Origin of the sequence: Prosthecobacter sp., assembly GCF_044236155.1 — a bacterium.
In the GTDB taxonomy this organism is placed as follows: Bacteria; Verrucomicrobiota; Verrucomicrobiia; order Verrucomicrobiales; family Verrucomicrobiaceae; genus Prosthecobacter.
This window is the reverse complement of record NZ_JBIIHA010000010.1, coordinates 43,892-57,331: the sequence shown is the minus strand read 5'-3', so window position 1 is coordinate 57,331 and position 13,440 is coordinate 43,892. Positions and strand designations below refer to the sequence as shown.

The following is a 13,440-nucleotide window of genomic DNA, read 5'->3' as shown; positions in this document are numbered from 1 at the left end:
GACGGCAGTTTCATCCAACCCCATTAAAACAACGCGACGGCATTCACAACCACCGCCATCCAAGAAATCACTGGCCCCTGCGTCCAAGCACTCTAATCTCCGCGACCCTCAAAAACCCATGCCCACCGAGTTCGACATTCAATATGCCTTGGAAAACACCCAGGTGTTGCATGAGCCGGACCGCCGCATCGACACTTTCGGCAGCACTCAGTTCGAATTCCAGATTGTCACCGAACTGATGGACTCCGTCGGTGCCGTGCGTGTGCGCGAAGGCCGCATCGAGGCAGAAAAACCCCTTATCCTGCGACCGGAGATGCCCGGCAACTTCGACTTTGAAGGCTTTGGCCCCGAGGTGGCCGCGTTCGGCGACTTTCTCAAAAACAACCTGCACAAGCTCGCTATCTTGAAATACGGCTTCAAGTTCCGCAAAGGCGAGATCACCGAGCAGATCGTCCATGAGTCGATGGAACACGTCTGCGGCAAATTGCTGGCCGACATCCGCACTTCCGGCAACCCGATGCGCGCCGTGATTCAGGGCGTGGACGACACTTGGGAAATCTGCCTGCTCAAGTTCACCGTGGAGATGATCGAGAAGTCCCAGAACATCAACCTCTTCGATTTCAAACGCCGAGGCCTCCTCGGTTGAGCGAGCATTGTTTGACGCGCAAATGGCACGCACCCAGATCAAACTGCTGATTTTCCTCATCACCGTGGGCCTCGTCGCCGGCACGCTGGCGATGGGTTACTGGGTTTACATGAACATCCTGCTCAAGGAGAGCCAGGTCGAAAACGACATCGCCGCCATGAAGGGCAAGGACCGACCACGCATTGACCCCGGCGTCCGCCGCTTTGAAGCCGCCGTCGATCTCATCCGCGCAGGCAAGATCGAAGAAGGCCGCGACGCCCTCTACAAGCTCCGCCAGCAGTTCCCCGACTCCGCCACCTGCGCCGACGCCATGCGCATCATCGGCGAAATCAACATGGACCAGCTCTTCTCCCCTGCGAACTCCGCAGGGAAGAAGGATTACATCGTGCAACCCGGCAACACTCTCCTCGGCATCGCCACGAAGCACGACACCACGATTGACTCCATCGTCCGTGCCAGCGGACTCATGAGCTTCAATCTCCAGCCTGGCGATCACCTCACCATCATCCCGATGGATTTCCATCTCGGCGTCAGCATCTCCAAAAAGCAGGTCATGCTCCTGCGCAAGGTCGGCGACAAGGAATACCTCTTCAAAGTCTATGACGCGAAGGACATCCGCCTTCCCCCCGGCACACGCCTGCCCGTCCAGATGGAACTCGCGGGCAAAAACGCCACATTCGAAGGCAAAACCATCCTCCCCACCGACCCGCACTACGCGGAGGCTGAAAAATGGATCTCGGGCACCAAGGCCGGTGTCGTGATCCGCACGCCTCCCGTCGCCAAAGCCATCCCCGTCGAAGCCCCCAAGGCTGCGGCTGCGAAAGGTTCGTCACCAGACGCCGCCCCGGTGCCACCTCCATCCGCAGCCTCTGAAACCGGCATCTTCCTCCCTCGTGAAGACATTGAAGAACTCTTTGCGCTTGTCCGCAAAGGCTCAAAGTTGAGCCTCGTGAGGTGATCCCCCTCAACCCCTTCCCCGCCCTGCCATGAAACAAGTTTTGGAATTCGAAAAGCCCATCGTCAAACTCCGCGAAGAAATCGAGGAGACAAAAAAGAAGCTCGCCACCAAGCCCAGCGACAAGCTCACCCAGCAGGTCGCCGACCTCGAGCGCAAGCTGGGCGACCTGCAGCGCGACATCCACGCCAACCTCTCCCCCTGGCAGCGCGTCCAGATCTCGCGCCACATCGCACGGCCTTACATGCTCGATTATGTGAAGCACATCTGCGATGAATTCGTCGAGCTGCACGGCGACCGACACATCGGCGACGACAACGCCATGCCTGCCGGCTTTGCCACCATCGGCGGACAGCGTGTCGCCATCCTCGGCCATCAAAAAGGCCGCGACACCAAGGAAAACCTCCTGCGCAACTTCGGCAGCGCCCATCCCGAGGGCTATCGGAAGGCCCTCCGCCTCATGCGCATGGCGGAAAAGTTCAGCCTTCCCATCGTCACCCTTATTGACACCCCCGGAGCCTTCCCCGGCATCGGAGCCGAGGAGCGCAACATCGCCGAGGCCATCGCCTTCAATCTGCGCGAAATGATGACACTCCGTACACCGGTCATCGCCATTGTCATCGGCGAAGGCGGCTCAGGTGGCGCGCTCGGCATCGGCATCGCAGATCGAGTGCTCATGATGGAAAACGCCTACTACTCCGTCATCAGCCCCGAAGGTTGCGCCGCCATCCTCTGGAAACACCGCGAGCACGCCCCGGAGGCCGCCTCCGCGCTCAAACTCAGTGCCCAGGACCTCTCCAAGCTCGGCATCATCGACGGCGTCATCCCAGAGCCCCTCGGTGGTGCTCACAACGACCCAGCCGCTGCTGCCGTATCGCTCAAAGACGCTTTGCTCAGCACGCTGACTGAACTCGGCAAAGTACCAACCGCCAAGTTGCTTGAGCAACGTTATCAGAAGTTCCGCGCTCTCGGCCAGTTCACCCAACAATAACCGAGATCACCGCTTCAAGCGGTTCAGTGTGTAGTAGGCCATGCGGTGCCACAGCGGCGTGCCGTCCTTGGCTTGGAGCTGCGGAAGCTCAAATTCATGCACATAACCTTCGCGAAGATTGGCGATGGTGACATCGAGAGTGAGACCGTCATCGCTGAGTTTAGTGGCGGAGATTTGCAGAGGCTTCGCATCGAGTTCTTCGCCGCCGTATTTGCTTTGGAAGGGGTAGGTGTAACTCTGACCGGTGAGTTCGCAGACTTTCTCGACAGGCAGAGTGAAGGTGAAGCGGAAACCGGTTTCGGTGAGTTCGAGCTTTTGCACATCGAGCGGCTTCTTCTTCGTCCAGACGATCTTTTGCAGGCCAAAGGGGCGGTTGCCCTTGCTGTTCCAGCCGCGGTTTGACTCGCCGACGACGAGGGAGCCATCCGGCAGCGTCGTCAAAGCCAGCGCGGCGCATTGCAGGCCGTCGATGAAGGGAAAGCAGGCTCCCTGGTACTCGCCGCCGACTTTTTCGAGGAAGACACGGTTCACGCCGCTGAGCACGAATTCTCCCATGAACAGCTGTTTCTCGAAGGGGCCGAATTTGCCACCGCTGCGGTCGCAGACGATGCCGGTGCCGCTCTGGCCCATCTTCACATACGGCAGCCACACGGCGGGTGGGCAGTAGCCGGGCACTTTTTTCATCGCCTCGGCCACGGTGATGCCATCGGGCTGCTTCGCGTTGATTTTTACCGGCGAATCCGGGCGCATGGCATCCGGAATGGAGTCGGCATGGCTGAAGTAAGCGCCTTTCCTCGCGTGGAAGATGGGCGTGGTGGGCATCCAGTTGCCTTGCTGGTCACTGACAAAGACATCGCCCTCGAAATTCGTGCCGATGCCGCAGGGACTTCGAAAACCGGCGCACCAGGGCTCCATCTGGCCGCTCGGTGAAGTGCGCACGACCCAGCCACGCCAGAGCGTGTCGCCTTTGATCATGGGCTTGCCCATGCTGCAATTCAGCGAGGTGTACAAATTTCCCGCGGCATCGAAAACGGGTCCATAAGCATACTCGTGGTAAGCGCCGCTCACGCCCCAACCTGCGGCGGCGGTGAGGTATTCATCGGCAGTGCCGTCGCCATCGGTGTCGCGGATCTTGGTGACCTCCGCACGCTGCGTGGCGTAAAGCGCACCCTCATGAAACGCGAGGCCCAGAATCTCATGCAGGCCGCTGGCGAAGAGCTTGAAGCCCTTTTCGCCTTCCACCCAAACCTCACCTTTGCGCAGCCCGACGGCCAGTTTGCCGTTTGGCATCACCGCAAGGCCGCTGGCTTCGAAATTGACGCCTTGTGGCAGGTTGTAGGTCTCGATGCGGTAGTAATCCTGGGCGGAGAGCAACGTGGGCAGGAGTAAAACGAGTTTTCCAACTCGTTTCAATGCTGCGCTGCTGGTTCGGGTAACGAGTTGGAAAACTCGTTCTACGTTCTTTACCATGACACGACCTCCTTCGTTTCTTTGCCTTTGGTTTTGATGGTGCGCTCGAAGTGGTCGCCGGCAGGCTTGAGTGTGTCTTCGACCTGCTGACCGTTTTCGCGGTAGAGGAAGGTCGGAACGCCGTCTTTGCCGATTCGATAGCCGCCGAAGACGCGTTCGCCTGCGACGGGGAGTTCCTTCACGTCGGTGCCTAAAGGTTTGATCGGGGGCATGGCGCGGTCTTGCCAGTTGCTCATCGCATCAAGGAAGCGGCCCTTCCACACGATGGCCCAGCGACTTGTTTTGCCGTCAAAGGCCGCGTTCAGGCCGCCAGGGAAGCCGACTCCGATGGCGTGCGTGCCGACGCCTTCGATGAAGCTGCGGAAGATGATGGGTTTGTCGGTGGGCTTGAGTTCGAAGTCGGCGGCGGACATGAGGCCTTCGGGTAGCGGTTGGCCTTCGACCTCGCGGAGGTAAGTCCAGATGCTCTCGATATCCTTGTCGGCCGTTTTGCGGCCCACAAACATCGGCGGCATCACCGTGCCGGGCTGCGTGACCTGTGGGTTGAGCAGCAACTCTTTGAAATACTCCGGCTGGAGTCGCTCCACCGTGTGCGTGAGGCGAATGACGGGCGGGCCGAGGGATTTACGATCTTTGAGGCCGTGGCATGAAACGCACGCAAGGCCCGTGGCACCGAGCAGCTTGCGACCAAGCTCGGCGCGGTGGTGTTTTTCGAGGCCGCTGACATCAATCTTCACAGGTGGATCGAGTTCGTCGGCCTCATTGAAAGCGCTGATGAGCATCTCCGTCTGCGCTTGGCCGAAGTTCGGCATGCGGATGTCCATGTAGGGCCTCACGCTGCCGTTTTGGCCCCAGAGGATTTTTTCAAACCAGCTGCGTGTGAGCTTGCGGCCGACCTTGTCGAGATTCGGTGGCAGGTGGGCGAGTTCGCCGAGCGATTCGGCGGTGGGATCGTTCACGCCAAAATACTGCGCCCGCGGATCTTCCGGGCCGCCTTTGCCGTCGCGATCATGGCAGGCGTAGCAATTGAGGCGGGACATTTGCCAGTCGATTTGCTGCTGTGCGGTGAGTTTCGGTGCAGGTTTCTGGATTTCCGACAAGGCGAGGCGCAGCGCTCGTTTTTGGAGATCGTTCAAATCGAAGCGTGGCGTGCCGGTGGGCTGTTTTTCGGCGAGGCAGCCTGCGGTGGGTGTTTGGATGGGACGAGGATGACCTGATTGACCTGATTGATGGCAGGCGATGCAATTCATGGCTGAAAAGAGCGCTTTGCCCTTTTCGATGCCCTGTTTCGGAATGTTCAGCGCGGCGCGGGCGGTGGCTTTTTCGGCGATGCGGCCGGTGTGGAGGTAGGCGGCCAGATCGGAGGCTTCTTGATCGCTGAGGCGCATGTCGGGCATGCGGCCTGCAGGACGTGTGTGGAGCGGATTCTTCAAAAAGGCGGCCAAGGCGTTGAATTCATACGCATCGGCCAGTGCGATGGGCACGGAGGCATTGCCCGGTTTTTCGACTTCGGCATCGGCGGGGACTTTGGGAGGCCGCACATCGAGCGCGGGCTCGTGGCAGGCCACGCAGCCGACTTTGTGGTAGAGGTCTTTGCCACGCTCCGCATCGCCGGCGGGCATTTTGTGCGTTTCGCCCTTCAACGAGGCCAGATACTCGACCAGCGCTTCGGCCTTTTCGTCATCGCCTTCTTCACCGGCGAAGAGGCCGGGCATTTGCGTGCCCTTTTTGCGATGCTGTGGGCTGCGGATCATGAGCCAGAGCGTGTCTTCATCGAGCCGCGAGCCCACCACGCTCAAATCCGGCGCGGGTTTCGGTTTAAGCCGCTCCTGCCATGCTTTCGGCACTTCATGACACGCGGTGCAATTCAGCTCGGCCATCAAAAGCAAGCCGCCCGTGACAAGATGCTCATCAGGATCTTCGGGCAGGTTGAACTGATCGAAGTTGAAGACGTAGGCGTGGTTGATGGGTTCGGCCTGCAAAGGGTGAGCATCCGATTGGCCGCAAAAGATCGCAGAGACCGCAAAGAAGGACAGGGCTTGGGCTCGATTCATGTTTTTGCGGTCTTTGCGTTCTCTTGCGGCTGTTAAATGCCCATCTTTGCACGCTCAGCGTCCAGCGCCTTGATCCAAGGGCCGATGAAATGCCCGCTGTCATGATACGTGCGTCCGCTGAACATGTGCTGGTCGATGACGCAGGGTTCGTTCACATAGATGCCGCCGCAGATTTCGAGGTCGAACTTGCACTTCGCGACGGTGGCCATACGAAGGCCTTTGACGATGTCGGCACGGGCGGGGATCTCGACGCCGTGGCAGACGCTGGCGCAGGGCTTTTTGTTGTCCCAGAACCATTTGGTGATGCGCAGCAGGTCGGCGTCTTCGCGGATGTATTCCGGTGCACGGCCGCCGCTGAAGAAGATGCCGACGTATTCCTCGGGCTTGATGTCCTTGAAAGCGATGTCGGCATCGATGCTGTAGCCTTCCCATTCCTTCGTGATGGTCCAGCCGGGTTTGATCTCATGCAGCACCATTTGATACTTCCGCTTTTCCGGCGCGGCGACGACCGGCTTGTAGCCGCCTTCGATGAGACGGTAGAATGGGTAGAGCGTGTCAACGGTCTCGGTGGCGTCACCGACGATGAGGAGGACTTTGGCTTCAGGCATGGGGAGTGAGTAGTTTGTGGGATTGAAGAAGAGAAATCATAACATGAGGCGTTTCACGATCGGAATAAACGCTTTAGCGTGGCATCCTTCATTCAGACTTTGGTTTCGCTGCTTCAGGTTTTGCAGCAGCACATCAGCTTGCCTTTTTCGCCTCATAGAGGGACGCGATGCCAAACGTGAGCTGTTTCGCGCACGCCGATTGAAAGCCGTTCGCGCAAATCAGCGCCTCCATTTCCTTGCCGGATGGGAAGCGCTCGATGGAGCCGCAAAGATAGACGTAGGCCTCGCGCTGGCCTGTGATCCAGCCGGCGATCCTCGTCATGACGTGTTTCAGATAGAACAGATAAAGCTGACGGATGCCAGGGATGCGCGGAATGGAGAAATCGAGCACAAAAAGGGTGCCGCCGGGTCGCAGCACACGGCTCATCTCCTGGAGCGCGGCGGGCCAGGAGGCCATGTTGCGCAGACCGAAGGCAACCGTGAGCACATCGAAGACATCATCCTTGAATGGCAGCGCCATGCCATCCGCCGCGATGAGTTGGTGAAAGCGGCGTGCTTGCGCCTCGCGCATCATGGGCACGGAAAAATCGGCTCCGAGCACCTTCGCCTCCGGGCAGGCCTTTTGAATTGCCTGGGCGAGGTCGCCGCTGCCGGTGGCGAGATCGAGGACAAGCTTCGGCTTGAGCTGCACAATGCGATTTGCCGTGGTGCGACGCCACAGGCAGTCGATTCCCAGGCTAAGAACGTGGTTGGCGAGCACGTAACGCGATGCGATTCCCGCAAATGCCTTCCTGACGAATCCTGCGTCTTGCATGGTGATTTGATCCGGTCCCCCGGCAATGCCAGGGGTTGATGGTGCTCACGAAAGGACTCGAACCTTCACGATGTTACTCACTAGAACCTGAATCTAGCGCGTCTACCAATTCCGCCACGTGAGCAACGCAGGGGGTCGGGTGACCGGGAAGCGAGTTTTGACCAAGGCCCGGATTTCTCAAGCGGGAAAATGAGTTTCTTCTGGCGGTGCACGGAGGTTCAGGCTAGTCGCATCCGCATGTCCTTCCGCCTCGAAATGCTCCAAGTGGCCCGTCTTGCGCCCAAGCTGCTCGGAGAGTCTGCGGAACTTGTCGAAGGCTTCCTGCAATCGCGCATCTCACCAGCGGGCGGCTTTTTGGACCGCGATGAGAAGCCTGACCTCTATTACACCGTGTTCGGGCTGGAGGGTTTGCAGGCGCTGTCCGTGAACGCGTCGAAAATTCCTGATGTGAGGCCCTGGCTCGCTGCTTTCGGTGACGGAGCAGGACTGGACTTTGTACATTTATGCTGCCTGGCACGTTGCTGGGCGAACGCCGGCATCGTTGATCTTCCCACGGCATCACGCGAGGCATTGGCGTCGCGTATTGAGGCGTTTCGTTGCGCGGACGGCGGTTATCATCAGGCACCGGGGCGCAGCAAGGGCAGTGCCTATGGGTGCCTGCTGGCCTGGGGTGCCTATCAAGATCTCGGTGGTCTGCCACCTGAGCCGTGGCGGCTTGCGGAATGCATGGGCGGCCTACGCACGAAGGACGGCGCATGGTCGAACGAGCCGGGCATCCCTGTTGGCTCCACCACGGCAACGGCGGCGATGGTGGCGCTTCATCGCCATCTGGACATGCCGCCGCCACCAGAGGCCGTGGAGTGGTTAATGAAACAATGCCTGCCACAAGGAGGCTTCCTCGCGCTGCCGGCGGCTCCCCTGCCCGATCTGCTCTCCACCGCCGTTGCTTTGCACGCGCTGGACGCCGTGCAGGCGGATTTTTCCCATCTCAAAGAGCCCTGTCTCGACTTTGTGGATTCGCTTTGGGATGCCACTGGAGGATTTCACGGCAACTGGACCGACGACACGCTGGACTGTGAATATACTTATTACGGTCTTCTCGCACTCGGGCATCTCAGCCTCTGAAACACAAAAAACCCGGACATCTCTGCCCGGGTTTTCTGTGAGAATCTGCGTGATTGCGGATCAGGCGAGAGCTTCCGTAAGAATGCGACCACCGTTGACGATGTCGATCGGACGGACGCCATCAGCGACAATGCGCTTCTCACCATTGATGCCGAGGAGGCGATACATGGTCTTGGCAAGATCTTCCGGACCGACCGCGTCACGATCTGGCTCACCACCGAGGGCGTCAGAAGCACCGTGGATGTAGCCTTCTTTGACACCACCACCAGCAAGGGCGACTGAGAACACGCGCGGCCAGTGGTCGCGGCCGTTGGTGCCGTTGATCTTCGGCGTGCGGCCGAATTCGGAGCTGACCATGACAAGCGTGCGCTTGAGCATGCCGCGTTCTTCGAGATCGGTGATGAGACGTGCGAAAGCTTGGTCGAAGCTCGGAGCCTGGCCTTCAAACGCCCCCTTAATGTTGGAGTGGTGGTCCCAGCCGCCGTAGTTGACGGAAACCATGCGGACACCGGCTTCAACAAGGCGACGGGCAAGCAGGAAGCGCTGACCGGCGGAGTTGCGGCCGTATTCGTCGCGGAGCTTGTCGCTTTCCTTCGAGATGTCGAAGGCCTCACGGGCTTTCTGGCTGCTGATAAGGCCGTAGGCGGCCTGATAGAAGCTGTCCATGGCACTGATGGAGTCGGCTTTTTCCACCGCCTTGAAGTGCTCGTCCACTGCGCCCAGAAGGTTGCGGCGGCGGTCAAAACGCTTTTCATCAACGTCCTTTGGCGTGAGGAGGTCACGCACGCTGAAACCACGATCAGCCGGGTCGCTGCCAAGCGCGAAGGGACCGTAGGCGCTGCTCATATAGCCCGTGCCCTGTTCAGGAGCAAAGACGCTTGGCACCACCACGTAGGGAGGCAGATTGTTGCGGCTGCCCTGCTCGTGGGAGATGATGGAGCCGAAGCTGGGGAACTTGATCGCCGGGCTGGGGCGGTAACCGGTGAACATGTTGTGGGTGCCACGCTCATGAGCGGCCTCACCGTGGGTCATCGAGCGGATGACGGTGAGTTTGTTCATGATCTTGGCGATGTTCTGGAACTTCTCACCGACATATTCTCCGGGGATGGAGGTCTTGATCGGCGTGAAAGGACCACGGTAGTCCGGGGAAGCAAAGGGCTTCGGATCCCAGGACTCGTGCTGGGCCATACCACCCGGGAGGTAAATGTGAATCACCGAATCGGCGATCGGCTTGAAGGTTTCCACCTCAGGCATCATCGGAGCGGCCTGAAGACGGAGAAGCTCTGGCAGCGAGAGGCCGAGGCCGCCGAGCATGCCGACGTAGAGGAAGTCACGGCGGCTGGCACCGGAGCGCAGATCAAGGTGGTTGCCTTGGCAGAGAGGATGCATTTTCATATCGTTTGATGGGGGTGTTGTTGCTGGAATCGTGGGCAATTACGAGAGGAGGCAAGCCTTCTTGCAAATCTTGCGAAAAATTACGCAATTCGTGATCTTCGGCAAGAATCCCTTTATTTTAAGACCCAACCGGATTGCACAAATTGATGAATCCAAACTTGGAAATCAGCCGTGGCGTCCAAGGGAAACTTGAGCCTCAAGATCATCGGCACCGTCGCATCATTGCTCTTTTGCACCCAGTAGTCGATCTCCCTGGCCATCGGACTCGACTTGCTCACGTATCCGTAAACCACCTTGGCTCCTGGTTCGGAGATGTTGCGCAGGCTGTAGCATGCGAGTTCCGCAGGATTGCCGAACTGGTTCTCATAATGCCCTGCCGGCGAGACCAGCACGCGGAAAAGCGACGGGGTGGCAGGCTTTGAATCGATGAAATCGGACCAGGCCATCTCACCTGCGCCAACAAACGATTCCCAGTCCACACGCGGACCTTCGGCGGTGTGCTCAACGGTGGCCAGACGTCGGCCTCCTCCTTGGAAAACGACCACATGCTCGCTGAGCTTCGCCGAGACATCCGCCGCTTCGACGATCGAATCGAAAGGAATCGGTCCATCGGCGTTTTTGGCGTAATACGCGCTCATCAGAGGTGCCACGCGCAGCTTGTCGCGCGCCAACAGAGCGCGCTGCTTCCAATCAGCCGCTTGCAGGAATTTGCCCAGCACAGCCTCGGCGGCCGCCAGCTTGGCAAGGCTTTCAGTGTTGACCTTGTTCGTGGTAGCCTGGGCTGTCTTGAGTTGCTCGCTGCCCGGAGGACGAAAAACCAGATTCCCGGAGGTGACCGGCGGCTGGATTTCTTCTGGTTGGATCATTGAAGCCGTCGCAGAGGGTTTTGTTCCTTCTTCTTCAACGGGTTGCTTCACCAAACGCTGATCATCGGAGGAGCGCAGAATGGCCATGACCAGCAATCCAACAACGATCACAGTCACAAAAACGGCCCCGATCACCAGACGACGGCGGAACTGGTGAATCTCAGGATCCATGCGCATGCGTTCGAAAGCGTCTCCAGGCAGCGGCTGCGGCTCGTCAAAAGCCTTGGTCTGCGGAGGAGTCACCGGAGCGGGTGGCTCGTTCTGTCCCATCAAAAGAGCCCGCCGCTTCGTTTTCGTGCTTTTCTCCGCCATCTGCAGCATCACGATCTCACCGCATTCCGGGCATGGACGCGAACGTGTCACCGTCGAGGCCTGGATTTCGACAGTTTTTTCGCAGTGAGGGCAGACAAGGGTGGTGGCCGGCATTCTGGGCTGAACGATTAGGGGAGAAAATCAGTGTGTCTTCGGGAATGGCTGGTCGCAACCTGCGGTTGATTCAATTTCCCATCCAAGCCAGCGCCACACCGCCGCGTGAGCGCAGGCGCTGCAAGCCCCAGCTCATCATGATGCGGGCGTCCTCCCAGATGTATTTGGTCTTCGTGCCGAGCTGTACCAGGATCACCTCCCGGCTGCCGCTGGCGGCACTGGAGATCAGGCAGCGTCCGCTGGCCACCGTGTAGCCCGTTTTCATCCCGTTGCACTCCGGCATCACACCGAGCAGCTCGTTCGTGTTCTCCAAAGTCACCATGCGTCCGTCCGCGCGACGGAAGGTGTAGTATTTCCGGCGCACCACGTCACGAATGATGCCATTGCGGTAGCACGCCATCGCCACGCGGGCCATGTCCCGAGCTGTCGAATACTGCCCGCCAACCGTAAGGCCATGCGGGTTCTTGAAATTCGAGTTCGTGCAGCCCAGCGAGCGCACCTTCGCGTTCATCTTCGCCGCAAAGGCGCTGATGCTGCCCGCGTTGTCGCGCGCAAGAACATTCGCCACATCATTCGCGCTCTTCACCAAAAAGGCATAAAGGAGCGTGCGCCGCGAATACACCTCTCCCGGCTTCAAGCCCAGCCGCGTTGGCTCCACCGCCACATCCGAGGCCTGCACGCGAACCATTTTGTCCAGATTTCCCGCGTCGAGCACCACCAGAGCCGTCACCAGCTTCTGCGTGCTGGCCACCGCCCTCGCGGTTTCAAAACTGCGACCCGCCAGATGCTGCCCGGTGCGCGCATCGAGCAGCAAATAAGAGGCGGCACGGATCGAAGGCCCGGTCGTCGCCACCAGCATCGGGCTTTCCGGCAGCAGTACAGGCATCACCTGCGCGCTGTCGCCCTCGGCATAAAGATGCTGCGAGTTTGGGGCGACCGGGATCGCCTTCACGACGCCAAAATCAGCGCAACTGCTCAGCGACACGCAGGCCGCCGCTGTCATCAAAATCGGGATCAATCTCATCATCATGGGAGGCAACGCGGCACATGACCGCAGTTTTCATGCCGGGCAGCCCGGGCCCGCGCATCTATGCCACCGGGCATGCGTTGTCAAACCTTGCGCCCCTGCGCTCCCGCGCCATCATCGCCGCCACCATGGCACTTATCATCAACGGCGAACACATCGACGACGAAATCATCGAGGCGGAGTTCCGCCAAATTAAAGGACATTTCGAGCGCACCCTCCAGGTCGCCTGCTGCGAGCGTGATCCCGAGTTTCGCGGCATGGCCAAGGACAACCTCATCTCCCGCGCCCTCCTCGGCCAGGAGAGCCGCCGCCGCTTCCCCGAAGTGCCGGAGGCCGACGTCACCGCTCGCCTGCAAAGGCTCATCGACGAGGCCGGCGGTGAAACTCAGTTCTACCTCAACATCGGGATGCCCGTCAAAGACGAGGCCATCATCCGCGAGAACGTCTCCGGCGGCGTCCGCCTCGACAAGACACTGCAGGAAATCTACCAGCCCGAACCTGAGCCCTCCGAAGCTGAATTGCGGACGTGCTACGAGAAAAACCTCAAGCATTACATGACCGACGAGGAGATCAAAGCCTCCCACATCACCAAAAGCCTCCAGGGAGCCACGAGCCGGCAGGACGTGTATCAAACCATGCGCGATCTGCGCTCCCAACTCCTCGCCGGAGCCGATTTTGCCAGACTCGCCGAAGAACACCGCGCCGACGAGCAGCAGCAGATCGACCTCGGCTGGTTCAAACGCGGCGAGTTCATGGAAGAATTCGAGATCATCGCCTTTTCGATGGGCGAAGGCGAAATAAGCCCCGTTTTCACCACCCAGCTCGGCTTCCACATCTGCACCGTCACTGGCCGCAAACCATCCGTCGCCCGTCCCTTCGAAGAGGTGAAGGAAGACGTGAAACATCGCTTCCTCGAAGAGCACCGCGACAGAAAGTTCAACACCTTCCTAGAAAAACTCAAGACAGCTGCCAAGATCGAGGATACCGATCCGCCCGATGAAGGCGTGAATTGCGGCCATTGAGCCTGTTGGAGTTACCTCAAACGCCTTGGCTTACTGCCACA

General features: G+C 59.4%; 12 protein-coding genes and 1 tRNA gene. 5 read left to right on the top strand and 8 right to left on the bottom strand.

The window, feature by feature from the left end:
* Positions 1–118: 118 nt before the first annotated feature.
* Genes ACILSE_RS10870 through ACILSE_RS10860 form a run of 3 tightly spaced genes read left to right on the top strand, consistent with a single transcriptional unit; the run spans position 119 to position 2,592 of the window.
* Positions 119–646, top strand: a complete 528-nt coding sequence (locus ACILSE_RS10870; RefSeq protein WP_395717408.1) for a hypothetical protein — start codon at positions 119–121, stop codon at positions 644–646.
* Positions 647–668: 22 nt separating this feature from the next.
* Entirely contained in the window at positions 669–1,604 is a 936-nt protein-coding gene (locus ACILSE_RS10865) for a LysM peptidoglycan-binding domain-containing protein (protein ID WP_395717407.1), read from the top strand.
* Positions 1,605–1,632: 28 nt separating this feature from the next.
* Positions 1,633–2,592, top strand: coding sequence for an acetyl-CoA carboxylase carboxyltransferase subunit alpha (locus ACILSE_RS10860; protein ID WP_395717406.1), 960 nt, complete (start codon positions 1,633–1,635; stop codon positions 2,590–2,592).
* A gap of 6 nt (positions 2,593–2,598) precedes the next feature.
* Here the strand turns inward: ACILSE_RS10860 and ACILSE_RS10855 are convergent, their stop codons facing one another.
* From ACILSE_RS10855 to ACILSE_RS10835, 5 genes are all read right to left on the bottom strand, one after another.
* Entirely contained in the window at positions 2,599–3,966 is a 1,368-nt protein-coding gene (locus tag ACILSE_RS10855; RefSeq protein ID WP_395717405.1) for a hypothetical protein, read from the bottom strand.
* A gap of 89 nt (positions 3,967–4,055) precedes the next feature.
* The gene (locus ACILSE_RS10850; RefSeq protein WP_395717404.1) at positions 4,056–6,116 is read right to left on the bottom strand and encodes a c-type cytochrome; all 2,061 of its coding nucleotides are present in this window, start codon (positions 6,114–6,116) and stop codon (positions 4,056–4,058) included.
* A gap of 32 nt (positions 6,117–6,148) precedes the next feature.
* Positions 6,149–6,724, bottom strand: a complete 576-nt coding sequence (locus tag ACILSE_RS10845; RefSeq protein ID WP_395717403.1) for a DJ-1/PfpI family protein — start codon at positions 6,722–6,724, stop codon at positions 6,149–6,151.
* 133 nt (positions 6,725–6,857) lie between these two features.
* Complete coding sequence (locus ACILSE_RS10840; RefSeq protein WP_395717402.1) at positions 6,858–7,538, bottom strand: ubiquinone/menaquinone biosynthesis methyltransferase; 681 nt, start codon at positions 7,536–7,538, stop codon at positions 6,858–6,860.
* A 39-nt stretch (positions 7,539–7,577) separates the two neighbouring features.
* Positions 7,578–7,662: transfer RNA gene (locus ACILSE_RS10835), tRNA-Leu, on the bottom strand.
* A 113-nt stretch (positions 7,663–7,775) separates the two neighbouring features.
* Between ACILSE_RS10835 and ACILSE_RS10830 the strand changes: the two genes are divergently transcribed.
* The gene (locus ACILSE_RS10830; RefSeq protein ID WP_395717401.1) at positions 7,776–8,663 is read left to right on the top strand and encodes a prenyltransferase/squalene oxidase repeat-containing protein; all 888 of its coding nucleotides are present in this window, start codon (positions 7,776–7,778) and stop codon (positions 8,661–8,663) included.
* Between the two features lie 60 nt (positions 8,664–8,723).
* Here the strand turns inward: ACILSE_RS10830 and ACILSE_RS10825 are convergent, their stop codons facing one another.
* The 3 genes from ACILSE_RS10825 to ACILSE_RS10815 all read right to left on the bottom strand — a co-directional run bounded on the left by ACILSE_RS10825 (position 8,724) and on the right by ACILSE_RS10815 (position 12,374).
* Positions 8,724–10,058 carry a DUF1501 domain-containing protein gene (locus tag ACILSE_RS10825; RefSeq protein ID WP_395717400.1) on the bottom strand — a complete coding sequence of 445 codons (1,335 nt, stop codon included), beginning with the start codon at positions 10,056–10,058 and terminating at the stop codon, positions 8,724–8,726.
* Between the two features lie 113 nt (positions 10,059–10,171).
* On the bottom strand, positions 10,172–11,350 hold the full coding sequence (locus tag ACILSE_RS10820; RefSeq protein WP_395717399.1) for a hypothetical protein: 1,179 nt from the start codon (positions 11,348–11,350) through the stop codon (positions 10,172–10,174).
* A gap of 70 nt (positions 11,351–11,420) precedes the next feature.
* Complete coding sequence (locus ACILSE_RS10815) at positions 11,421–12,374, bottom strand: D-alanyl-D-alanine carboxypeptidase family protein (RefSeq protein ID WP_395717398.1); 954 nt, start codon at positions 12,372–12,374, stop codon at positions 11,421–11,423.
* A gap of 23 nt (positions 12,375–12,397) precedes the next feature.
* On the opposite strand from ACILSE_RS10815, the gene ACILSE_RS10810 reads away from it, so the two are divergent.
* Positions 12,398–13,399, top strand: coding sequence for a peptidylprolyl isomerase (locus ACILSE_RS10810; RefSeq protein ID WP_395717397.1), 1,002 nt, complete (start codon positions 12,398–12,400; stop codon positions 13,397–13,399).
* Positions 13,400–13,440: the final 41 nt, after the last annotated feature.